General features: G+C 35.5%; 23 protein-coding genes and 2 tRNA genes. 13 read left to right on the top strand and 12 right to left on the bottom strand.

Going from position 1 to position 23,428, the window contains the following annotated elements; translation table 11 throughout:
- The first annotated feature begins 37 nt into the window (after positions 1–37).
- Entirely contained in the window at positions 38–1,492 is a 1,455-nt protein-coding gene (locus O5637_RS09295) for a TM0106 family RecB-like putative nuclease (RefSeq protein ID WP_269604444.1), read from the top strand.
- Between the two features lie 16 nt (positions 1,493–1,508).
- On the opposite strand, the gene O5637_RS09290 is transcribed toward O5637_RS09295, so the two are convergent.
- Positions 1,509–2,357 (bottom strand): folate-binding protein YgfZ, encoded by an 849-nt coding sequence (locus tag O5637_RS09290; protein ID WP_269604442.1) that lies wholly within the window; start codon positions 2,355–2,357, stop codon positions 1,509–1,511.
- Positions 2,357–2,935, bottom strand: coding sequence for an orotate phosphoribosyltransferase (gene pyrE / locus O5637_RS09285; protein ID WP_269606969.1), 579 nt, complete (start codon positions 2,933–2,935; stop codon positions 2,357–2,359). The genes O5637_RS09290 and pyrE overlap by 1 nt, the downstream gene beginning before the upstream one ends.
- Positions 2,936–3,043: 108 nt before the next feature.
- Here pyrE and O5637_RS09280 point away from each other — a divergent pair.
- From O5637_RS09280 to O5637_RS09270, 3 genes are all read left to right on the top strand, one after another.
- Positions 3,044–3,116: transfer RNA gene (locus O5637_RS09280), tRNA-Ile, on the top strand.
- 14 nt (positions 3,117–3,130) lie between these two features.
- Complete coding sequence (locus O5637_RS09275; protein WP_269604441.1) at positions 3,131–4,411, top strand: hemolysin family protein; 1,281 nt, start codon at positions 3,131–3,133, stop codon at positions 4,409–4,411.
- A gap of 21 nt (positions 4,412–4,432) precedes the next feature.
- Positions 4,433–5,455: a Gfo/Idh/MocA family protein gene (locus O5637_RS09270; protein WP_269604439.1), complete on the top strand. Its 1,023-nt coding sequence runs from the start codon at positions 4,433–4,435 to the stop codon at positions 5,453–5,455.
- A 134-nt stretch (positions 5,456–5,589) separates the two neighbouring features.
- On the opposite strand, the gene O5637_RS09265 is transcribed toward O5637_RS09270, so the two are convergent.
- Positions 5,590–5,733, bottom strand: a complete 144-nt coding sequence (locus O5637_RS09265; protein WP_269604438.1) for a photosystem II reaction center protein K — start codon at positions 5,731–5,733, stop codon at positions 5,590–5,592.
- Positions 5,734–5,767: 34 nt separating this feature from the next.
- The gene (tgt, locus tag O5637_RS09260; protein WP_269604436.1) at positions 5,768–6,898 is read right to left on the bottom strand and encodes a tRNA guanosine(34) transglycosylase Tgt; all 1,131 of its coding nucleotides are present in this window, start codon (positions 6,896–6,898) and stop codon (positions 5,768–5,770) included.
- Between the two features lie 73 nt (positions 6,899–6,971).
- On the opposite strand from tgt, the gene O5637_RS09255 reads away from it, so the two are divergent.
- Complete coding sequence (locus O5637_RS09255) at positions 6,972–7,754, top strand: adenosylcobinamide-GDP ribazoletransferase (protein ID WP_332299762.1); 783 nt, start codon at positions 6,972–6,974, stop codon at positions 7,752–7,754.
- Here O5637_RS09255 and O5637_RS09250 read toward each other — a convergent pair.
- Positions 7,735–8,856 carry a sensor histidine kinase gene (locus tag O5637_RS09250; protein WP_269604434.1) on the bottom strand — a complete coding sequence of 374 codons (1,122 nt, stop codon included), beginning with the start codon at positions 8,854–8,856 and terminating at the stop codon, positions 7,735–7,737. The genes O5637_RS09255 and O5637_RS09250 overlap by 20 nt on opposite strands.
- A 313-nt stretch (positions 8,857–9,169) precedes the next feature.
- Between O5637_RS09250 and O5637_RS09245 the strand changes: the two genes are divergently transcribed.
- On the top strand, positions 9,170–9,538 hold the full coding sequence (locus tag O5637_RS09245) for a DUF3155 domain-containing protein (RefSeq protein ID WP_011294267.1): 369 nt from the start codon (positions 9,170–9,172) through the stop codon (positions 9,536–9,538).
- On the opposite strand, the gene O5637_RS09240 is transcribed toward O5637_RS09245, so the two are convergent.
- Positions 9,535–10,140, bottom strand: coding sequence for an alpha/beta hydrolase (locus O5637_RS09240; RefSeq protein WP_269604432.1), 606 nt, complete (start codon positions 10,138–10,140; stop codon positions 9,535–9,537). The genes O5637_RS09245 and O5637_RS09240 overlap by 4 nt on opposite strands.
- A gap of 64 nt (positions 10,141–10,204) precedes the next feature.
- Here O5637_RS09240 and purH point away from each other — a divergent pair, with 64 nt between their 5' ends.
- On the top strand, positions 10,205–11,761 hold the full coding sequence (purH, locus tag O5637_RS09235; protein ID WP_269604431.1) for a bifunctional phosphoribosylaminoimidazolecarboxamide formyltransferase/IMP cyclohydrolase: 1,557 nt from the start codon (positions 10,205–10,207) through the stop codon (positions 11,759–11,761).
- 62 nt (positions 11,762–11,823) lie between these two features.
- Here purH and O5637_RS09230 read toward each other — a convergent pair whose 3' ends face one another.
- From O5637_RS09230 to sfsA, 4 genes are all read right to left on the bottom strand, one after another.
- Positions 11,824–12,357 (bottom strand): DoxX family protein, encoded by a 534-nt coding sequence (locus O5637_RS09230; protein WP_269604430.1) that lies wholly within the window; start codon positions 12,355–12,357, stop codon positions 11,824–11,826.
- A 62-nt stretch (positions 12,358–12,419) separates the two neighbouring features.
- Positions 12,420–13,622, bottom strand: coding sequence for a 4-hydroxy-3-methylbut-2-enyl diphosphate reductase (locus tag O5637_RS09225; protein WP_269604427.1), 1,203 nt, complete (start codon positions 13,620–13,622; stop codon positions 12,420–12,422).
- Positions 13,623–13,741: 119 nt separating this feature from the next.
- On the bottom strand, positions 13,742–15,232 hold the full coding sequence (locus tag O5637_RS09220; RefSeq protein WP_269604425.1) for an ammonium transporter: 1,491 nt from the start codon (positions 15,230–15,232) through the stop codon (positions 13,742–13,744).
- 255 nt (positions 15,233–15,487) lie between these two features.
- Positions 15,488–16,261 carry a DNA/RNA nuclease SfsA gene (gene sfsA / locus O5637_RS09215; protein ID WP_269604423.1) on the bottom strand — a complete coding sequence of 258 codons (774 nt, stop codon included), beginning with the start codon at positions 16,259–16,261 and terminating at the stop codon, positions 15,488–15,490.
- Between the two features lie 75 nt (positions 16,262–16,336).
- Here sfsA and murJ point away from each other — a divergent pair, with 75 nt between their 5' ends.
- Positions 16,337–17,944 (top strand): murein biosynthesis integral membrane protein MurJ, encoded by a 1,608-nt coding sequence (gene murJ / locus O5637_RS09210; RefSeq protein WP_269604421.1) that lies wholly within the window; start codon positions 16,337–16,339, stop codon positions 17,942–17,944.
- Here the strand turns inward: murJ and O5637_RS09205 are convergent.
- Together O5637_RS09205 and O5637_RS09200 are read right to left on the bottom strand one after the other, a co-directional pair.
- On the bottom strand, positions 17,931–18,179 hold the full coding sequence (locus tag O5637_RS09205; RefSeq protein WP_011294259.1) for a hypothetical protein: 249 nt from the start codon (positions 18,177–18,179) through the stop codon (positions 17,931–17,933). The genes murJ and O5637_RS09205 overlap by 14 nt on opposite strands.
- 40 nt (positions 18,180–18,219) lie before the next feature.
- Positions 18,220–18,516 carry a DUF3181 family protein gene (locus O5637_RS09200; protein ID WP_269604419.1) on the bottom strand — a complete coding sequence of 99 codons (297 nt, stop codon included), beginning with the start codon at positions 18,514–18,516 and terminating at the stop codon, positions 18,220–18,222.
- Positions 18,517–18,645: 129 nt separating this feature from the next.
- Between O5637_RS09200 and O5637_RS09195 the strand changes: the two genes are divergently transcribed.
- The 5 genes from O5637_RS09195 to O5637_RS09175 all read left to right on the top strand — a co-directional run bounded on the left by O5637_RS09195 (position 18,646) and on the right by O5637_RS09175 (position 23,425).
- Positions 18,646–18,719 (top strand) — tRNA-Arg (locus O5637_RS09195).
- A gap of 122 nt (positions 18,720–18,841) precedes the next feature.
- Positions 18,842–20,077: a serine hydroxymethyltransferase gene (gene glyA, locus O5637_RS09190; RefSeq protein ID WP_269606965.1), complete on the top strand. Its 1,236-nt coding sequence runs from the start codon at positions 18,842–18,844 to the stop codon at positions 20,075–20,077.
- Positions 20,064–21,356 (top strand): competence/damage-inducible protein A, encoded by a 1,293-nt coding sequence (locus O5637_RS09185; protein ID WP_269604417.1) that lies wholly within the window; start codon positions 20,064–20,066, stop codon positions 21,354–21,356. The genes glyA and O5637_RS09185 overlap by 14 nt, the downstream gene beginning before the upstream one ends.
- Positions 21,357–21,379: 23 nt before the next feature.
- Entirely contained in the window at positions 21,380–22,789 is a 1,410-nt protein-coding gene (gene leuC, locus O5637_RS09180) for a 3-isopropylmalate dehydratase large subunit (protein WP_269604415.1), read from the top strand.
- A 24-nt stretch (positions 22,790–22,813) separates the two neighbouring features.
- Positions 22,814–23,425 (top strand): 3-isopropylmalate dehydratase small subunit, encoded by a 612-nt coding sequence (locus O5637_RS09175; RefSeq protein ID WP_269604413.1) that lies wholly within the window; start codon positions 22,814–22,816, stop codon positions 23,423–23,425.
- The last annotated feature ends 3 nt before the right edge of the window (positions 23,426–23,428 follow it).

Here is a 23,428-nt window from a genome sequence, read left to right as displayed (position 1 = left end):
ACTTTGTTCTTAAAGAAATGCAGATTATTCTCTAAGTATGAAATGTAATGAATCCAAACCAATTAACGATCACCTTTTAAGGAGTTGGATTCGATGCAGAAGAAAAGCTTGGCTTGAAATCTATGGTGATAAACAAAAAAAATTGTGGACAGCTCATAGCACCCTTCAATTAAATCATCAAATCGACTGCTTTCATAATCTCGCACAAAAAAGTTATGGGATAGGAATTCAAGCTTGTGAAGAGGGCAAAAATATCGTTTATGGAATCAGGCTTAAATTTCCTTTAATAAAACATAGAATTATAAAAGGAAATTTACCGATTCTAAAAAAGACATCAGGAGATAGTATTTGGGGTAATTTTTCTTACCAACCTGTGTTAGCAAGACAAGGTAAAAAAATCACAAGAGAGCACAGATTAATACTTTCTATGACAGGTTTATTGATAAATAATTTACAAAAATATCAATCTCAAAAGGGTTTAATACTACATAAAGAAAATGACATAATAAAAGTCGAAAAGATAAGATTAACCAATAAAATGAACACAGAGTTAATAAAATCATTATTAAATCTAGAAAGAGATATTGAATCCAAAGATCCTCCACCAATAACTTCTAATAGAAAAAAATGCACAATATGTTCTTGGAGAAAATATTGTGATTCCGTATCTATTCAAGAAGGCTATCTGAGCGAAGTTAGCGGAATAGGAGCGAAAAGAGAACTTTTATTAAACAAGATTGGTATCAACAATATAGAGGATTTAGCGAAAATTAAGCATTATAAACTTAAGGCAAAGCTTGATAAATTTGGCACACAGCATGGTGATATTTCCAAACAACTTATTTCACAAGCGCAATCTCAATCAAATAATAAGGCTATCAAGCTAAATCCAGAAGAAGAGCTAAAGAACCTAAAACAAGCAAAAGGTTTTTTAATTTACGATATTGAATCTGACCCAGATATTAAACATGATTTTTTACACGGTTTTATTCGAATACCAAACAATTTAAATAATGAGATAAATTTCAAAAAAATTAAATATTCACCATTACTTAATCTTGAAAAGAATACAGAAAATTCCCTATGGGAAAGAATAAAGAGAAAATTAAATCGTCATAAAGATCTCCCAATACTCCATTACGGTGAAACAGAGCCTATATCTTTACTAAAACTAGGATTACGGCAAGGCGCTAGTACTCATGAAATTGTTGCGATAAAAAAAAGATTTATTGACATACACCTATTAATTAGAGAAAATTGGCGACTTCCTGTAAGGAATTATGGACTTAAATCAATCGCAGAATTCATAGGATTCGAATGGGAACAATCCAATATTGATGGAGCTAGAGCTCTTTTATGGTGGAGGCAATGGAAGAAATCGCGTAGATTAAATAACGTTTACTCTAAAAATTTAAATTCAATCTTTAAATATAATCGTGATGATTGTATTGCCACTTTAATGATCGCAAAGTGGTTAATAGATCAAGAATGAAAAGTATCTTAATAGCTTAAAAAGCCTGAACGAATGAGATTGGCTTTTTAAAAATTATAGATTCTTCTTTTTCAGAAAAGCAAATATCCTTATTAATAAAATTATTTTTGATTAATGCAAGTCCACAAAGAAAATTATCGTTGATCTTCATTGAAGATGTAATAACTCCTACTTTTTTTCTTAATTCGTTATCTTTAATTGTATTAAAAAAATTTTTACCAATATCTAAATTATCAGCTTCACCAAAAGCTTCCCAATAACGAAGTTGATATTTTACAGATTTACTTCTATAAAATCTTGCAATTGCTTCTTGTCCTAAATAACAACCTTTATCAAGCTTTATAATATCTCCTAAACCTAATTCATAGGGATTTGTTTCTCCATTCATCTCTCTATCAAAAGCAGGTATACCTTGTCTTGTTTTCCATATTTGCAACTCTTCTTTTGTTGCTTTAGTGTACTTAGAAATTTCACTTTCAATTAACTCACTATTACGTATCCAACTAGAATTTAACTCCTTCCATGATTGATAATTATTTATTTTTTGAATTCTTCTTATTGGTTTTAGAACTTCTAACTTTACTTTATCAGCTGGAAATATAACTGATTCAAATCCTTCAATTATAGAATTAATTTCACCAGCGATTATAACTATTTCAGCCATATTCTTTGAAATTCGAATTTCCAATAAAGCTTTTAAACTTCCTTTAGTTGACAACCAACAGCTCAAAAATACTCCTTCTAGTTGTTGCTGAGCAAAAATATCTGCAGTCGTTTGACCATGTAAAAAAGCAGCAGTCCCATTCCCTTTGAGAAGTAATGAAGGAAATGTTTCATCCCAGATCAATGATTTAGTTTCTGTCATTACATTCTTTTAGCTCTTTCTACAATCTCTTTTAAACAGAAAAGGCTATTCAAATCCAAATCAACTTTAGACATGGCATCTGCTCCTCCTTCTTCTCTATCGACTATTGCTAGTACTTGGTTAACTAAATAACCTTGATTTCTAAGTTGTTCAACAGCTCTTAAAGAAGAGCCACCAGTTGTCACAACATCTTCTAGGACAGTAATCATAGAACCCTTAGGAGGCAAAGGTCCTTCTAACCATGCTCCAGTGCCATGACCTTTAGCTTCTTTTCTTACTATTAAACCGCTTAAATCAATATCTGATTGAGCAGCCAACATTACAACGCCACTAACAAGAGGGTCAGCACCCAAAGTTAAACCAGCTACGCCGCTATCACTTTCATTTATTTGTCTCAGAAATAGGGAACTGATCGACAAGAGGCCTGGACCTGAGAGAGAAACTGGCTTGCAATTGACATAATGAGAACTTTTTTTCCCAGAAGCCAAAGAAAAATCGCCAAACCTATAAGCTTTTTGAGCTAATAAAGTTAAAAGATTTTCTTTCATTCCCTCTAAAGAAGAATTCAATGGGTTCATATCTTTATATGCAAGTTTAATTATTAAACATCTTGGTGGGATTAGATATATATTTACTTTAGGCAAACTAATTAACTATTATCAAAAAAAGTTTTAGTTCTGCTTTTTGGGGGTGTAGCAATCTGGTGAATGCAGCGAACTCATAATTCGCCTTAGGCGAGTTCGATCCTCGCCACCCCCATAGAAAAATTATTAATGAGTTTATTAATTCTTTGTATATTGCTTGTGATACCAGCGTTTTTCAATGCAGGTCAATTTGCCATTTTGCGGCTTCGTTCAACTAAGGTTCAAAGGTTGGTTGAAGATGGACTTCCTGGTTCCAATTCTATAATTCGTCTGCAGAAAAGGCTTAGAAGAACCCTCTTAATAGCAGAGCTAGGAATAACTATTTCATTAGTTTCAATTGGTTGGATCTGCAAAAATTTCGCGCTTCAATGGTGGGGAAATAATGGTCAAATTAACTATTTTTTAGATATAGGACTTTTTATTATTGTTGTACTTTTAGCAACTCTGATATCTGGTCTGCTTCCAAAAGCACTTGTTCTAAATCAACCAGAGGCTTCTGCCCTAAAACTATCACCTCTAATTGAAGCAGCAATAAAATGGATGTCACCATTTCTTTCTTTGCTAGAAGGACTTGCTTTATTAATACTTAGATCATTTGGACTCAATACTCAATCAGAAAGTCTTACAACAGCTGCATTCTCTGCAGGAGAATTAGAAAAATTAATTGAAACTGGTGGCGTAACAGGATTAAAACCTGACGAAAGAAACATACTTGAAGGTGTTTTTGCACTCAGAGACACACAAGTCAGAGAAGTAATGGTTCCAAGGTCAGGGATGGTTACCCTTCCAAAAGAGGTTTCCTTCTCACAAATGATGGAAGAAGTTCACAAAACTCGTCATGCAAGATACTTAGTAATTGATGATTCACTTGATAATGTTCTTGGGGTTTTGGATTTAAGGCAACTTGCTGATCCAATAGCTAATGGAAAAATGCAAGCCAACACATCATTAGAGCCCTATATAAATCCAGTTGTTCGTGTTTTAGAAACTTCTACTTTGGCCGAATTATTACCCCTTATCAAAAATGGGAACCCACTACTTTTAGTTGTTGATGAATATGGAGGAACTGAAGGATTAATAACATCAGCAGACTTAACAGGTGAAATTGTTGGCGATGAGATTCAATTTGATAATAAAGAATCTGAGCTAAGACCTATTGATGACTTAAAAAAAATATGGATTACTTCGGGGGATATAGAAGTAATAGAACTAAATAGAGAACTTAAACTAGAACTACCAGAAGCAGAAGATCATTACACTCTTGCTGGATTTGTTTTAGAAAAACTCCAAGAAATACCTAATACAGGAGAAACTTTGGTTCATAATGAAATCGTATTTGAAATCATCTCCATGAAAGGTCCAAGAATAAATAAAGTAAAAATAACCCTTCCGAAATTATTAAAAAATTAAATTTCTTAATAACAAAAAAATATGAAAACCAACTCCAAGATTAATAAAAATATTATTCCCGTAAAAGTTGGTGTAATCGGAATTGGGAATATGGGGTGGCACCACGCAAGAGTATTAAGTCTTCTCAAAGATGCTGAACTAGTAGGAGTTGCAGATTTAGACAAAGAAAGAGGGAAATTAGCAATGGAACAATTTAATTGTAATTGGTATAAAAATTACAAGGATCTATTACATCAAGTAGAAGCAGTATGTATAGCTGTGCCTACTTTATTTCACCAAGAAGTAGGCCTAGAATGTCTAAACTCCGGAAAACATGTGTTAATTGAAAAACCAATAGCTGCAAATAAAGAAGAAGCCTCATCTTTAATTAATGCCTCAAACAATGCGAAAAAATTATTACAAGTTGGCCATATAGAAAGATTTAATCCTGCTTTCAGAGAATTAACAAAAGTAGTCGCTAATGAAGAAGTTGTAGTTCTTGAAGCCAGAAGGCATAGCCCTCATCCCGAGAGAGCTAATGATGTTTCAGTCGTATTGGACCTAATGATTCACGATATTGATTTAGTTATTGAACTTGCAAATTCAAAAGTTATAAGGCTTGCTGCAGTTGGAGGATGCAGTGGAAATGGACCCATGGATTACGTTAATGCGACACTAGGTTTTCAAAACGGGGTGGTAGCAAGTTTGACTGCAAGCAAAATGAGTCACAAAAAAATCAGAAGCTTGAGCGCGCATTGCAAACAAAGTCTTATAGAAACAGATTTCCTAAATCACAATATTCACATCCATAGAAAAGCTCATGAGTGGTATTCAGCTGATCATGGAGAATTACTTTATAGAAATGATGGTTTTATTGAAGAAGTAAGTACAACATCAATTGAGCCTCTATATGCAGAGCTTGAGCATTTTCTACAATGCGTTAGAGGGAAGGAGAAACCAGCAGTTGGAGGGCTTCAAGCATCTAGAGCGCTACACCTTGCTGATTTAATTGAGAAAGCTGTATCAATGCCAAGCGAAGACATTTTGCTAAAAAAAGGTATTTAAAATAAGACTTATCGATTCTCTAAAAAAAGCAAAAATTTTGCCCAATGTTTTAATTCGGGCAAAAGTTTTACTTTGTTAAGAAATTCTAAGAGATTACTTAATTTGTAAAAGAACAAGAAGAAAAAACTTCTCTTTTAACGAAAGCCAACTGCCGCTTGCCAAACAAAAACAAGCAGAAAGAAGAAAAGAGGTATAAGCGGAAGTACATCCACTGTTGGTGCAAAAGCCTGGTAAGCAACCGGAAGTTCAGCAAGTAAGTCGAGATTAATCAGTGCCATCCCTAATAAATAATGGACGTATTAAGCACGCACGCTACCACGTATGACGCGCTTTAGAGTCACTCTGCCACGGAGCGAAATCCTCTGAAAAAGAACCTTCAAGGATTGCTTTCCTCATAGCGCCTGTAAAACGGATCAAATGAGTGAGATTATGCAAGCTCAAAAGTGTCAGACCTAGCAACTCTTTGTTGCGAATTAAGTGATGTATGTATGCCCTTGTGTATCCAGTACAAGCTTCACAAGGACAAGATGAATCCAGTGGCCTGTAATCGTCTTTAAAGCGTGAATTTCTTAAGTTCCATGTCTCACCGTTCACCAAAGCACTACCATGCCTTCCCAAGCGCGTAGGGATTACACAATCAAAAAGATCAACTCCATTTGCCACTGCTACAGCCATTTCTCGCAATGTCCCTATTCCCATAAGATATCTGGGTCGATCTTCAGGTAATAGAGGACAGATTTCTCGTACGATTTTATGCATTTGATTTATTGGTTCACCTACACTCACACCTCCTATAGCGATCCCAGGCAAATCAAATCCCGAGACGATTTTTGCACTCAATTCCCTTAAATGAGGAAAGCAACCCCCTTGAACTATTCCAAAAACTGCTTGATCCTCTTTTTCATGGGCATTTATGCACCTCTCTAACCAATGGTGAGTCCTTTTACAAGCCTCTTCAACGTCCGATTCGCTCGCTGGATAAGGGGGGCATTGATCAAAAGCCATTGCTATATCGGAGCCTAAAGCCATTTGAATTTCTATAGCTTTTTCAGGAGTTAAAAAAATATTTCTACCATCTCTTGGACTTTGAAACGAAACACCTTCATCATCAATTTTATTTAACTTTGCCAAACTAAATACTTGAAAGCCGCCTGAGTCAGTAAGTATTGGCTTCTTCCAGCTCATAAATTCATGTAGTCCCCCTGCCTCTTGAACAATCTTTTCCCCAGGTTGCAGATGAAGATGAAAAGTATTTGCAAGAATCATTTCTGCTCCTGTTTTCTTTAACTGATCAGATGTAACGCCTTTGACTGTTCCTAAAGTCCCTACTGGCATAAATCTAGGAGTATTTACAATGCCATTTGGCGTTTTAAAAGAACAGACACGAGCTAATGTCGACTTACATCTGCTTTTGATTTTGAAATCAAATAAGGGCTTTTTCAATTATTCCTAAATATTCCATAACTTAAATTAGTTATATAACTAATTTGGTAACTAAGAAACAGTTGAGGTTGTAATTCTGATTTTTAAAAGCTGGCTAAATGACCTTGCAGGTGCATGGGTTTTCTACACAATTTTTCCTCAATGGCCAAAAATTAAACCTAAATTCAAAAGAATTGCTCGTTTTGCGCCTTTAATAGGAGTATTAATTGGCTTTTCACAATCATCTTCTTGGCTTTTATTGAGATACTTTAATTGGCCAAATATTTCTGTCGCTTTGATATCTATTGCAATCAGCATCTTCATAACTGGTGGACTTCATATTGACGGTTTAATGGATACAGCCGATGGCATGGGTGCATGTCCATCAAAACGAATAGAAGCAATGAAAGACAGCAGAGTTGGGGCGATAGGTGTGCAAAGTTTAGTAATCATTTTAATTCTTCAAATAGCAGCAATTATCAAACTTAGTTTTTATGCTCCTTTTGCCTTCCCTTTAGCTGCCTTTTGGGGAAGAATTTCCCAACTTTTTGCAATTGAAAATTATGAATATCTTTTCAAAAAAGAATCAACTTCAATTCATCATGAATACTGGAGAGGCCTATCTAAAGAAATAAGACCATCATTGGTAATAATTTCTATAGGCATAATTCTTTTTTTATCGCTAAATAGTTTAAGTATATATAATACTTTTTTATTAACATATTGTATTTTATCAGGTTTAATCACATCCATTTCAATCCCACACTTAATAAACAAATATTTAGGTGGGCATAGTGGTGATAGCTATGGAGCAAGTTTAGTCATAACAGAAACAACTAATTTATTACTATTAAGTATCATTTTGGCTCCAAATTAAAAATGAAAGCATTGCCTGATTTAGGCAAAGAACTTTTGAATATGTTCGGATTGACAACTAGTTTTAAATCTCCACCTAATTGTCTAGCCAAATCTCTAGCTAGAGCAAGACCAATTCCACTTCCAGACATTTTCGCACCACTTTCACCTCTAAAACCTTTCTCAAAAATCTTTTCTCTTTCTTCCTCCTTTATAGGGATACCTTCATCCCAAATACAAATACCCTCTTCAACTAATTCTATTCCTATGGATGATTGAGGAGGGCTATAACGAAAAGCGTTTTCAAGCAGATTTGCAACAATTTCAGCAATAACACCCTCTGAAATTGATTTTGATTCCATCCATGTTGGCCATTCTGCAGGACTAAACCATTTTCTACCTTGCAAATTAGCTCTGGCTTTCGCTCTTTCAATCAAAGGTTCTATTAAGCTTTTTACAGTGATATTTGCCTCAGTTGGCAAAAGTGGAGGCAAGAGCAATCTGTTTGATCCATCATCAGCTTGAGGTAGTTTCACTTGACTCAGTTGATCTAGCGCCGAAAGATATTTATTAACTTGTGCTTGTTCTGAAATCAGTCCTTTTACAAGGTTTTCATGTTCACTTTCAGGGCCTATTTTTCTCAAAAGAAGTTTTGCATATGTTCCAAGAGCAGCTAATGGATTTCTTAATTGATGAACCATTAATGATATCTGCTCCTTTTGATCATCCAATTGATCTAACAACCTTTTTCTATCAAGTTCAGAGGCAAGAGAATTAGCCAATAAGATTGACATTGATTGCAATCGTTGGTCAACGAATTCAGGCCATTCCTCCTCAGAAGCAATTCGCTCCGCGCGAATAACACCCAATAATATTGATCCCTCTTGTAGCGGGTACCATCTTCTATTTGAAGATGGAGTACGAAGAGCTATATCAGTTTCTACAGGCTGTAATATTTTTTCTGACTTCGGCCATTGTCCTACTACTTCCAAAGTAGGGGACCCACTATCTCCAGATCGGGCTACATAAACAACAACATGCTCCAACAGTTGATCAGCTTGAAAGCTCATCAACTGTTGTTGAACAAAATTCAAAAACCTTTCTGAATACTGTATTGCGCTCATTATGCAATTTTAGAGAAGGGAAAAGAAGTATTCAAAAACTTGAAAAATTTGAAAAAAGTATTAAGATGTGGATAAAGATTTTAGATCCCTAACAGGAGGTTATCTCAAATTTAATTAAAAAGTGATCACTTTGAGTGACTTTTATTCTGCGGAAGAGATTGATGGGTAACCTCCGTAGTTCACTTTGAATTATTTGAGAATAGCTTTCTAATTCAATTTCAAATCTATTTTTCTAAAAAAACTAGCTTCAACCAGAGCTAATACAAAAGAAAAGTCCCTATCCCTCTCATCCCCAATAAAGGTAATTTTTTTCATGTCTAAGAAGCGTAAAAGAATTAGCAGACGCAGACTTGCAGGCCAGCGAGTTATGTCCCATGTTCCTATTTTTCATTTAGGAACAGGTCAACATAAGCCTGTAACTGCAGCAAGACGATTTATTGCTGAGGAGGGTTTATATGCACCAGCAATACTAAATGTGCGTCGTAATGAACATACTACTGATCGCTTCTTCTGGGGAGAAAAAGGTTTGTTTAGCGCTCAGTACGCTGAGGAAAATCACTTTCTTTTCCCTTCCCTTAGAGTTATTGTTGAATTTCTTGGTGAGGACAAAATTTTTGCTGGCTTAGAACTTACAGCAGATGATTGGGAAGAAATCGAAGAGTATGAATATGCTTTTGTTTAACTTAAAAATTTTTGTTTAATCTTTTCTCGGCAATATTCAATTAGATCATTCGTTATTTCGTGGCCTCCATCAAAAAAATATAATTCTGATTTAACTCCATTTTTTAATAAAATATCAAAACTTTTTTGAGAAGCGGCTTTGGGAACTACTTGGTCAATAATTCCATGGCAAAGGAAAATAGGTGGCATATCTTTTAAAGGTCTCCACTCAGGATGTGGATAAGAGCTAAGTGCAAACACTCCCTCAAAGTCATTTCTTATGGCAAGCTCTAATGCCATTGCACCGCCTTGAGAAAAACCAAGTAGCAATGTTTTATTTAAAGGTATCTTTTTAAAGCAAAGATTATTTAAACGCTTTTCAAGATCTAATACTGCATTTGGGACCTGTTCCCATTCATGAGGATACAAAGGATACCATTGTCTACCTGATCCACTTGGATGAGGCTGAGGAGCTGAGAAAGAAACTATTTCAAAACGCTCGTTTAAACCGTCAGTTAATAATTTTCCAAAAGGTACAAGATCATTTGCATCAGCTCCCCAACCATGAAGTAAAACCAATCTATTTGTTGCGAATTCAGAATTTAATAAGATTAGTTCAGTCATCTTGAATGCAATATGAGTCTTTGATGCGTAGGTTATCGATAAGAATCGATTTCAAACAATAAAGATGTCACCCATAGCTCTGCTAAGCGTCTCAGACAAAACTGGTTTAATTCCTCTCGCCCAAGCATTAGTTAATGAATTGGGCTTCAAAATAATTTCAAGTGGAGGAACTGCAAAGTTAATTGAGAGTGAAAATCTTCCTGTTACACGAGTCGCAGATTACACAGGATTTCCAGAAATTCTTGGAGGAAGAGTAAAAACACTAAACCCTAAAATCCATGGAGGAATATTAGCCAGAAGAGATAAACAATCTCATCTGGATGATTTACAGAACCAAAATATCAATCCAATAGACTTGGTGGTTGTGAACTTATATCCTTTTGAAAAAACAATTTCAAAAGACAATGTTTCATGGGAGGAAGCTATCGAGAATATTGATATTGGCGGGCCAACAATGATCCGAGCAGCAGCAAAAAACCATCAAGATGTTCTTGTAGTTACTGATCCAAGGCAATACTCAAACTTAATTAATGCCTATAAATCAAAACAGATTACTACTGAATTACGAAAAAACTATTCTCAACAAGCTTTTGAGCATACTGCAACCTATGACCTAACAATAAGTAAATGGATTGCCAACCAAAGTTCCTCTCAAGAGGCTTCTTGGTTGCAAAGATTGCCATTAAAACAAGAACTTAGGTACGGAGAAAATCCCCATCAAAAGGCCTCATGGTTTGGAGAGCCTGAAAAAGGATGGAGTGGAGCTAATCAATTACAAGGGAAAGAATTAAGTACTAATAATCTTCTCGATCTGGAGGCTGCTTTATCTACTCTTCGTGAATTTGGATATGAAAATACTATTAGTAGTCCTTCATATGAAAAAGCAGCGGTAGTAATTAAACATACAAATCCTTGCGGAGTAGCAATTGGAGATTCTCCATACTTAGCTCTTAAAAGAGCATTAGATTGCGATAGAGTGAGTGCTTTTGGCGGAATTATTGCAATAAATTGCGCTGTTGATGAAGCTGCAGCTAAAGAACTAGAAAATATATTTATTGAATGTATTGTAGCTCCATATTTTGATAATAATGCAAAAAAAATACTTTCAAAAAAGAAAAATCTAAGGCTACTAGAATTAAAAGCTGAGTCTATTCAAAAAGCAGATAAAAATCATATAAGAAGCATACTTGGTGGTTTATTAATTCAAGATTTGGATGAACCCATTATTAATCAAGGAGAATGGGAGAATGTTACGACATTAATCCCAACAGAAGAAGAATTAAAAGACTTGTCTTTTGCTTGGAAAATTGTAAAACATATACGATCAAATGCAATAGCTGTAGCATCTAATCAGCAGAGTCTAGGGATTGGAGCTGGTCAAATGAATAGAATAGGTTCAGCAAAAATTGCATTAGAATCTGCTGGTAATAAATCAAAAGGTGCTGTTCTAGCTAGTGATGGTTTTTTCCCATTCGACGATACGGTAAAGATGGCAGCTGATTACGGTATTCGTTCAATTATTCAGCCGGGGGGAAGTATAAGAGACAAAGATTCTATTAAAGCATGCAATGACTTAGGAATAAAAATGGTTCTCACTGGTAAAAGACACTTTTTACATTGATATTAATAATAAGTAATTTTGAATTTAAATATTTTTATCTAACCTTAGAAATTACTCGTAACTTACGTACCTTTTGGATAATAAGTTATTTTATTTGATTTCCTAAAGAGTGAAAGCCTTCCTGGACCAGCACATAAAAAATAAAATGAGATTGCTGCATAAATGGCTGACAATTCAAATATGTAATTGTGATTTTCTACTACAGCGAAAGGGAATCCTTCTAAGCCAGTATCTATAAAGTGGAAATATAACGCAAATACCATAGTTGATAACAAGCCCAATGAGGATAATCTTGCCAACACACCAGTAGCTAAACCAATTGGACAAACTATTTGAGTAACTGCAGCCATATATGTCCAAATCACAGGATCACCAGGAAGAAAACTGAAGTATTTACCCACAACAAATTCAGCGAACCCTCCTGGATCATTTAATTTCTCCAAGCCATGATGAACCATCAACAAACTAAAACTAACCCTAAGAACTAATATTGAAAGTTCTCCAAAAATATTTACTTCTCCTTCAGGACTCTGCACAACGACTTCAACCTTTTGTGAGTCTGAATCTTTAATATTAGAACTGGTAGGTTGAGCCATCTTCGACAAATATTGATGATTTATCTTACGAGAAATTGGGTCAAAATTGTGATTTATCCTAATTAATCTTTTTCACTTATTTTCATAAGCTTGTGAATAACATGCTCAACCACTCGATCAGGAGTAGAGGCACCAGAGGTAATACCCACTTTAATTTTGCCAGTTGGAAGAAATTCCTTCTCAGTAATTAATTCACCTTCAAGTGGCATATGAGTAATAGTATTTGTCTCTTCTCCAATTCTCTCTGGAGTATCAATATGAAAAGAGCGAATACCCCTACTCACGGCTATTTCTTGAAGATGAGTAGTGTTTGAAGAGTTGTACCCACCAATAACAACCATAAGGTCAAGAGGTTCATCAACTAGAGAAAACATTGCTCCTTGTCTTTCCTCAGTGGCATCACAAATAGTATTGAAAGCTAGAAAATGTTCATTTAATTCAGCTGGACCGTATTGTTTTAGCATCGTTTTTTCGAACAATTTACCTATCTCTTCGGTTTCACTTTTAAGCATTGTTGTCTGATTCGCGACCCCAATTCTTTTCAAATCCTTATCGGGATCAAAACCAGCAGAAGATGCTTTAGCAAAACGCTTTAAGAATTCCTCTCTATTTCCATTACCAAGAATATATTCAGCTACATAATTGGCTTCATCCAAGTCAAATACAACAAGATAAGTTCCCGCGAAAGAACTAGTCGCAAGGGTTTCTTCATGCTTGTATTTCCCATGAATAATGGAAGTAAATGTATGTTTTTTATGCTTTTCAACTGTATGCCAAACTTTTGAAACCCATGGACAAGTGGTATCAATAATATGACAGCCTCTATCGTGAAGCATTTTCATATCTTGAACAGTTGCACCAAACGCAGGAAGAATTACAACATCTCCATCTTTTACGCCTGAAAAATCTTTGATTCCTTTCTCCTCAGTAATAAAAAGTACATCCATTTTCCTAAGCTGATCATTAACGGAAGGATTATGAATAATTTCATTAGTAATCCATATCTTTTCATTCGGATAATGCTTTCTAGTCTCATAAGCCATTGCTACAGCCCTTTCTACTCCCCAACAAAAACCAAAAGCCTCTGCAATTTTAACTTTGAGTCGACCATGCTCTAATTCATTTCCATTATCTCTGATTGATCCTATTAGTCCACTTTGATAAGCCTCTGCCAAGGCCTGAGCTCGTTTATTGGCAGAGCCAAATCCTCTCCTGTTATATCTATCTGATTTATGAAGAGTTTGCTTGAATGCTTGAGTATCCATTTCAATTAAAAGGTTATAAACAAATTGATAGGATTCCCATCACTATTAAACCACACTAAAAAAGCCCGGAATATATCCGGGCTTTTTTAGATTTAATGTAAGACAATTAAACAAGGTAACTAACTAGAAGCAAAGTCAGGATAAGCCTCCATTCCATGCTCACCGATATCAAGACCTTGGGTCTCTTCTGCTTCGCTAACTCTGATGCCACCGAAGAAGCCACCAATAACTTGCCAAGCAATCCAGCATGTAACAACAGTCCAGATACCATAAGCAGCAGCACCTAATGCTTGAATTAAGAATTGGTTAATGCCTCCTCCATTGAGAAGACCAATTCCCGCAGCACCTGGGTCCATGCCATCAACGCCCCAAAGGCCGATAACGACAGTTCCCCAAACACCACAAACACCGTGAACTGAGAATGCACCAACTGGATCATCAATACCTGCAGAATCTAAAGCAGCTACTGCAACTACAACGATTAATCCACCCGCTGCGCCAGCAAGCCAAGATCCAGCAAAAGTCATATTCCCACAACCAGCAGTAATACTTACTAATCCAGCAAGTATTCCGTTGATGATCATGGTTAGATCAGGTTTACCAGAGGTAATGGTAGATAAAACTGTAGCTGCGATTGCGCCACCAGCTGCTGCCAATGTTGTTGTTACGGCAACATAAGCAACATATTGATCCATTGCCAATTCGGAGCCAGGATTAAATCCATACCAACCAATCCAAAGAATTAGCGCTCCTAAAGTTGCAATAGCCATATTGTGACCAGGCATAGCTTGAGCTTTTCCATCTACAAATTTGCCAATACGTGGTCCAAGTAGCATTGCCCCAACGAGACCTGCCCATCCGCCAACAGAGTGGACGATAGATGAACCAGCAAAATCAATAAAGCCCAGTTCAGAAAGCCATCCTCCATTCCACTGCCAGCTACCAGCAATTGGGTAGATGAAAGCAGTTAAAACTATAGAGAAAACGACAAATTCACCAAATTTGACTCTCTCAGCAACTAATCCAGAAACGATAGTTGCAGCAGTACCAGCGAAAGCAGATTGGAAAAGGAAATCAACTGCTGGAACTAGACAACCTGTATCACCAGCAGCTGCACACTCTAAGGCACCGGAAGGATCAGGATCAACAAATAAGCCTTGAAAATAAAGCCATCCATCAATTACTGAACCGCCATACATTAGAGAATATCCAATTACCCAATAGGCCGTAACCGCAAGAGCAAAAACAAATAAGTTTTTAGCTAATATGTTTACCGCATTTTTTTGGCGACACATACCAGCTTCAACCATTGCAAATCCAGCGTTCATAAAAATAACGAGGATTGTTGCTATGAATAACCAAAGGTTATCTGCCAAGAATGCAGCAGCTTGAGGTCCAGTTAAATCAGAAAGTGCAACCTCAGCTCTTGCAGAGAAAGTGAATACACCTAATCCTAAAAGTGCCAATGGGACAGAGGCTAGCCATGCCCAAGATTGACTTCTTCTAAAACCTTTAATGCTTCTTAGAAGAAGCATTGGCCCGTTCAAAAGACTTGCGTCTTGAAGACGAGAAGTACTTCGCCTTGGAGGCGATTGCAAAGCAGTGGTCATAAATGATGCTTACTTCGAAAAAAAGAAATGGATAGTTAATCCAAAATTTATACAATTAATAATATGAATGCAACTGATACTTAAAAGATGTAGGTGTTGATACAAAAAAAGACTTTGGCACTACAGATATGTCCTTATTTACACATTTTTCATATGAATTGATTAGATTTTCAAATCGATATAAATCTCAAAGTTAAAAATCAAAATAAAAAACTAGTTCAACTAGCCAAAATAGATATACATAACTATTTTTTTCTAGAAAACTTTTTTTTGCGACATCTTAAAGGGTTTAATACCTTCCCAAGTTATATGGTCTACAAAGAAACCAAATGCACATGGAATAACTTCTACTCCCTTAGATATTGCCTCTCTAAATAATTTTCCATACAAGTGATCTGCCAAATCACAAGGGGCAAAAATTTCCATATCACTTCTACTAATACAGGGAATCAATACTGCTCTTGAATTGGTACAAATACTCATTAACTCCTTCAAATGTTTTTGACCTCTTGTAGTTACCGTATCCGGGAACAAAGCCAATGTTTTTTCACACCAAGTTGTATTTTTAACCTCTATATAAATATTTCTACTATCTGAATTTCCTTTTTCTGGTCTCAGTAATAAATCAATTCGGCTTTTACCTTCTAAACCATATTTAACTTCGGGCTTGATATTTGCAATTAAACCCAATTGCTTCTGTAAACCATTCGCCTCAACCAAATTCCTAATCAATTTATTAGGTAAAGATGTATTGATACCAACCCAGCACCTCCGCAACTCATTATGACTGGGCACCTCAGCTTGCTCCCAAGACCAATCTAATTTACGTTTAGGCGAAGGACAGTACTTAAGTCTGACTCGACCACCAGGCCACAAGACCCCTTTCATTGGTCCTGTATTCGCACAATGAGCGGTAACAATTTGACCATCAGCCAACTCAACATCAGCCAAAAACCTCTTGTATCTCTTAATTAAGATTCCCTCTACAAGAGGTGGAAACTTAATAATGGTTTTCCCAATCTCAATCACTTAAATAACATCAAATTAATACAAGAACTACAAAATATTCTAAGAAAATGAAAGCTCTTTTTTTTCAAATCTAACATGACGAAAACAATCAAAGAAATTGCTTTCGTCGTAAGTTTAGGAACTTTATTAAGCAAATTTGGAGGGATGGCAAGGCAATTAGTTATTGCTGGTGCTTTTGGAATTAGTGCTGCATATGATGCATATAATTATGCTTATATTATACCTGGATTTTTCTTAGTTCTTTTAGGAGGCATTAATGGACCATTACATAACTCAATGGTTACACTATTAGCAGACAAGAACAAAGTTGATAGTAGATTATTTATAACTTCAATCAATACTATTTTATCGATAATACTATTAATAATAAGTTTATTTGTTTTCTTTTCATCCGACTTGTTGATTAATTTAGTTGGACCAAGTTTAACTACTGAGATCAAAGAGATAGCATCTTCTCAATTAAAAATAATGTCTCCAATTATATTCTTATCTGGACTAATAGGCCTAGGTTTTGGATCTCTAAATGCAAAGAAAGAATTTTTCATCCCTTCTATAGCTCCATTACTTTCAAGTCTAATAATTATAATTGCTGTATCAAACTTTTGGATCAACAAAGAAACCTCAGCTGATATATATAAATTAAATTTAGGTGGAGGAGTTATTCTTGCAAAGGCTACATTTATAGGGTCTCTATCTCAATATTTAATCCAAATACCTTTTCTAATTAAGAAAGGAATATTTACTATAAATTTCTCAATCCAAACACAATATTCAGAACTAAAAAGAGCCTGGAAAATGATTGCCCCTGCGTCACTTTCTTCAGGAATGATGCAAATCAATGTTCTTACTGATCTATTCTTTGCATCAAAAATAGTTGGAGCTGCAGCTGCACTAAGTTACGCAAACTTCTTAGTTCAAGCGCCTCTTGGAATAATATCAAATGCTATTTTAATTCCATTATTACCCGTTTTTGTAAGCTTAAGAGCTCGAGAAAATCATTTAAAATTGATCAAAAAAATCCATCAAGGATTAATCATTTCCTCTTCTTCGATGGTATTTTTAGGTTCAATATTCATTTCACTGTCTGCTCCAATAGTAATACTAATCTATGGCAGAGGTTCATTTAATCAAAATGCTATAGATGTTGTAAGCAAACTATTGATTGCATATGGAATAGGTATGCCTTTTTATCTATTAAGAGATCTATTAGTTAGAGTATTTTATGGTATTGAAGATTCAAAAACACCATTTAAAATATCTACTATAGCAATATTGTTAAATTTATTCTTTGACTGGTATCTAATAGGAGGAACTAGTCCATGGGGTGAACTATCTCCAATCAACTTAGGAGTCAATGGGTTAGTATATTCAACTACTTTTGTTAATTTATTTGCTTGTATACTTTTACTATTAAAATTAAACAATAAACTAGAAAACCTGAAACTGTTAAAAATAGTATCTCAAAACCTTAGAATAATTTTAATTGGTTTAATTTCTGGTATTAGCTCATTTTTTATTTTTAAATTAATATCTTTACCCTATAATTTCTTTAATGTATTATTTAAAATAATAACGTCATCTGGAATTAGTCTTGTTATATTCTATTATCTAGCAATTATTCTTAAAATTGATGATATTGATATTTTAAATAAGTTTTTAAAAGAGAAATTCATTCGTCTTTAAGAAAAACATCTTTTTCTGATCTAACTTTAAGTGGGATTTCTAAACAGTTCATTTCATCAGTTTTCACTCCACTGACTGAGAGAATTCTTGCTTCAATACCAAACTCTTGAAAAGCTATTTCCATCTCTTTCATTAATTCCTTTTCAACCTGTGCATCAGCATCAGCAACTTTGCCTATAAGTCTTTCTCCTAAGCGACCAATTCGCTGCCTTACAACCTCTCTAGCATTTGTCACCTGAATGATTAGCAAGAATAACAAAGCAATTGATTAAATCTTATCTGCAATAGGGTTCTAAAATCTCCTCAAGGTCAAAAAATTGATTTGGTGGAATTAATTTTGATAATGGCAATCTAGTTTTACCCCCACCAAGTTTTACTTGAATGCCTTCAAGACCTTTGCTAGCTGCAACATTTGCACCTTGATCAAAGTAAGCCTGACATTCAATAGCTAAGTCCTTTGCAAGGCCTGCATCGCCTAGATAAAGGTTCCAATTTCCAACTTGAATAAATAATCTGTCAGCTATTGACACCACTAGCTCATTAATTTGTGATGAATCGATAGAAGTGGACATGAAAAAATTTTTTTCTATTATTAATGACCTTAGATTGAGATGGTTTCTATATAAATAATGATTTTTCAAGGGATAGATACAAACATATTTCCCTATTCTTTGGGAGTCAATCTGATATTGTTTTTTTATGCGCCTGTAGCTCAGCGGATTAGAGCATCTGACTACGGATCAGAGGGTCGGGAGTTCGAATCTCTCCAGGCGCGTTTAAAAAATTTGTAAATCCATATATAACCAGAAAATAAGAGAAGGTTTTTTCTCATTAGACTAAACATATGCCTAATATCACATCAAAATAAAGAATAAAGTGACTATCAAATCTTCCTTGATGGAATGTGATCCAAGTATTGCGAAATTAATAAATAATGAATTATCAAGACAAGAAACTCATTTGGAACTTATTGCAAGTGAGAATTTCGCCTCAAAGGCAGTAATGGAAGCTCAGGGATCAGTCCTAACAAATAAATATGCTGAAGGTCTTCCCAACAAACGTTATTACGGAGGATGTGAGTACATTGATGGAATTGAGCAATTAGCAATAGATAGAGCAAAAAACCTTTTTGGTGCTAACTGGGCAAATGTCCAACCACACAGTGGAGCACAAGCAAACTTTGCAGTTTTCCTAAGCCTTCTTAAGCCAGGTGACACAATAATGGGAATGGACCTTTCTCATGGTGGTCACCTCACTCATGGTTCACCTGTCAATGTCAGTGGCAAATGGTTTAAGACATGCCACTACGAAGTTGATAAAACGACTGAAAGGCTCGATATGGATGCAATTAGAAAAAAAGCAATTGAAAATCAACCAAAACTAATTATCTGTGGATTCTCTGCGTATCCAAGAACAATTGACTTCCAAGCTTTTAGATCAATAGCTGACGAAGTCAAGGCTTTTTTATTGGCTGATATTGCTCATATCGCTGGTTTAGTGGCAAGTGGTCTTCACCCAAGTCCAATACCATATTGTGATGTAGTTACTACAACCACTCACAAAACTCTAAGAGGGCCAAGGGGAGGACTAATTCTCTCAAAAGATGAGGAGCTTGGGAAAAAGCTTGATAAGGCAGTATTCCCAGGCACCCAAGGAGGTCCTTTAGAACATGTAATAGCTGCCAAGGCTGTGGCATTCAAAGAAGCTTCTGAATCCGCATTCAAGCTCTACAGCCAAAGAGTAATCTCAAATGCACAAGTTCTTTCCAATCAACTGCAAAAAAGAGGTATTTCTATTGTAAGCAAAGGTACTGATAATCATATTGTTCTTCTTGACCTGAGAAGTATTGGTATGACAGGCAAAGTTGCTGATCAGTTGGTTAGTGATATCAAAATAACCGCAAACAAAAATACTGTACCTTTTGACCCCGAATCCCCATTTGTTACTAGTGGGCTAAGGCTAGGTTCAGCAGCTCTTACGACTAGGGGTTTTGATGAACAAGCCTTTAAGGATGTTGGGGATATCATCGCAGATAGACTGCTTAACCCTAACGATGAAAAAATAAAGGAAGAATCAATCAAAAAAGTATCTGAACTTTGCAATAAGTTTCCTTTATATAGTGAAAACATTTAAAGAAATCAATCTTAACCATAAAAATAAATTTGGAGCAGAGGTCTTATGCATTGGAAGTGAAATACTTCTAGGAAATATTGTTAATACTAATTCGCAATGGATAGCTGAACAACTAGCAATTTTAGGTATCCCACATTTCAGACAAACCGTTATCGGAGACAACTCCGCCAGATTAAAAGAAGCAATACTTGAGGCATCTAATCGATCTGAAATTCTAATAACAACTGGTGGTCTTGGACCCACACCTGATGATATAACAACACAGGTAATTGCTGATACTTTTAACACACCACTAGAACAAAGAAATGATATTTTGATTGATTTGAAAAATAAATTAAGAAATAAGGATCTTAAATTATCTCAAAGTCAAAAGAAGCAATCCTTAGTTCCAAAAGGTTCTAAAATAATAAACAATTACTCTGGCACTGCACCAGGTATCATATGGAGTCCAAAGAATAATTTTACAATTCTTACTTTCCCTGGAGTTCCAAATGAATTAAAAGAAATGTGGATTAACGAAGGTGCGAAATGGTTAATTAATAATAATTTCTCAAAAAAAATTATCTCTAGCAAAGTTTTACATTTCGCGGGTATAAGTGAATCATTACTAGCTGACAAAATCACACATTTACTTAAAGCAAAAAACCCTACTGTTGCTACTTATGCAAGCACCGGAGAAGTAAAGGTACGCATTACAGCAAATGGAGATAATTTAGAAGAAACTAATAAATTGATACAACCCATTGAAAAAGAGCTAACTCAAATCACAGGATTAAAATGCTTTGGGGTAGATAATGTAACTCTTGAAGAAATAGTATTTAAATTATTGCTGAAAAGAAAAGAAACAATTGCTGTTGCAGAATCATGCACCGGAGGAGGAATAGGATATCAACTTACAAAAATTCCTGGATCTTCAAAAATTTTCCATGGAGGTGTTATTGCATACAACAATTTGATCAAGCAAAGAATATTAGGTGTACCTGAGGAATTAATTAATACCTATGGTGCAGTCTCAAAGCCAGTAGTTGAATCAATGGCAGAAGGTGTTCAAAAAAAATTCAAAGTTAACTGGGCAATATCTGTCAGTGGCATTGCAGGGCCGACAGGAGGAGACAAATCAAAACCAGTTGGTCTAGTCAATTTTTGTATTAAGGGTCCAAAGGCTCTCATCACATGGGAGGAAAGATTTGGATCTAATAAGACAAGAGAAGATATTCAAAAATTAAGCGTTTTAAATGCTCTTGATAGATTACGTTTATCTATAATCATGGACAACTAAGTCCTAATTGTTGGATTTGACAGTTGAGTTCTGGAACCCTCTACGACAAAGTTTGGAACTTCCATCAGGTGAAAGAGCTACCTGGAGGATCAACGCAACTTTTTGTTGGTCTTCATTTAATTCACGAAGTTACAAGCCCACAAGCATTCTCTGCTCTTAATGAAAAAAATCTTGAAGTAAAATTCCCTCATCTAACAGTTGCTACTGTCGATCATATAGTTCCAACATTAAATCAGAAGCGTCCTTTTAGTGATCCTCTCGCAGAGGAAATGCTGGTTACTTTAGAAAAAAATTGCAAAACATATGGAATAAAATTTCATGGAATTGGAAGCAATTCCCAAGGCATAGTTCATGTTATGGCTCCCGAATTAGGACTAACCCAACCTGGGATGACGGTAGCTTGCGGAGATTCACATACCTCAACGCATGGAGCATTTGGAGCAATTGCATTTGGCATTGGAACAAGTCAAGTTCGAGATGTTTTGGCAAGTCAAAGTTTGGCGATGAAAAAATTAAAAGTAAGAAGAATATGGGTAGATGGTTCATTGCAAAAGGGAGTTTATGCAAAAGACCTTATTCTTCACATCATCCGTTTGCTTGGAGTCAAAGGAGGAGTCGGATTTGCCTATGAATTTGCTGGCCCTGCCATAGAAAAACTTTCAATGGAAGGAAGAATGACCATATGCAATATGGCCATTGAAGGGGGTGCAAGATGTGGATATATCAATCCAGATGAAACTACTTTTGAATATCTTAAAGGGAAAGAGTATTCTCCCAAAGGTCAAGAATGGGATAACGCTATTAAGTGGTGGAAAAGTTTAGTTAGTGATTCAAAAGCCAAATTTGATGATGAGATTAAAGTAGATGGATCATCTATAGAACCCACGGTCACTTGGGGTATAACTCCTGGCCAAGGTATTTCAATCAAAGAAAAAATACCAAATCCTAAATTACTACCAAAAAATGAACAACAAATAGCTAAAGATGCATGCAAATACATGAATTTAGAAGCAGACCAACCTATAGAAGGAACATCAATTGATGTTTGCTTTATAGGTAGCTGTACGAATGGAAGGTTAAGTGATCTCCAAGAGGCATCAAAAATTGTTAAAGGTAGGAAAGTCTCTGATGGAATTAGAGCTTTTGTCGTACCCGGTTCCCAAAAGGTTGCTAAAGAGGCCAAGCAAAAAGGAATAGATAAAATTTTCCTTACAGCAGGTTTTGAATGGAGAGAACCAGGTTGTTCAATGTGCCTAGCAATGAATCCAGACAAGTTAGAAGGAAGACAAATAAGCGCTAGCTCAAGTAATCGAAATTTCAAAGGGAGGCAAGGGTCTGCAAATGGAAGAACCTTATTGATGAGTCCAGCAATGGTTGCTGCTGCTGCAATCAATGGGAAGGTTACGGATGTAAGAAAATTACTAAAAGAATAAAACTACAAATAACGTTATCCATCAATGAAACAGGAATTCCCAAAAGGAGAAATCAACGCAATTACAGGCCGCAGCTTGGTAATTAAAGGCGATGACATTGATACTGACAGAATTATTCCAGCAAGATTTCTCAAATGTGTAAGTTTTTCCTCATTAGGAGAACAAGTCTTTGCAGATGACAGAAAAGAACTACAAGGCAAACACCCCTTTGATCTAGACCAGAATCAAGGAAGCAATATTCTTGTTGTTAATGATAATTTCGGCTGTGGTTCAAGTCGCGAACATGCCCCACAGGCTCTTATGAGATGGGGAATTAGATTAATTATTGGTGAAAGCTTTGCCGAAATTTTCTTTGGGAATTGTCTTGCACTTGGCATACCTTGTATGACGGCTTCAAAACAAGAAATCACTAAATTACAAAACCTAGTTAATGAGAACTCCAATCAAATTTGGGATTTTAATCTTAAGGAACTTTCAATTTCCAATCAAAAAGAAAGCTTTAGACTCGATCTGGAAGGAGGAGCGTACAAAATGCTTTATTCAGGGAAATGGGATGCCACTTCTCAACTATTAGATGCAGAGGAAAAAATCAATAATACAGTCAAAAATCTACCTTATTTAAATAATTTCAAATAAGAA

It is taken from the genome of Prochlorococcus marinus str. MIT 0917, from assembly GCF_027359575.1.
Classification (GTDB): domain Bacteria; phylum Cyanobacteriota; class Cyanobacteriia; order PCC-6307; family Cyanobiaceae; genus Prochlorococcus_B; species Prochlorococcus_B marinus_D.
This window is presented reverse-complemented; position numbering and strand designations above follow the sequence as displayed.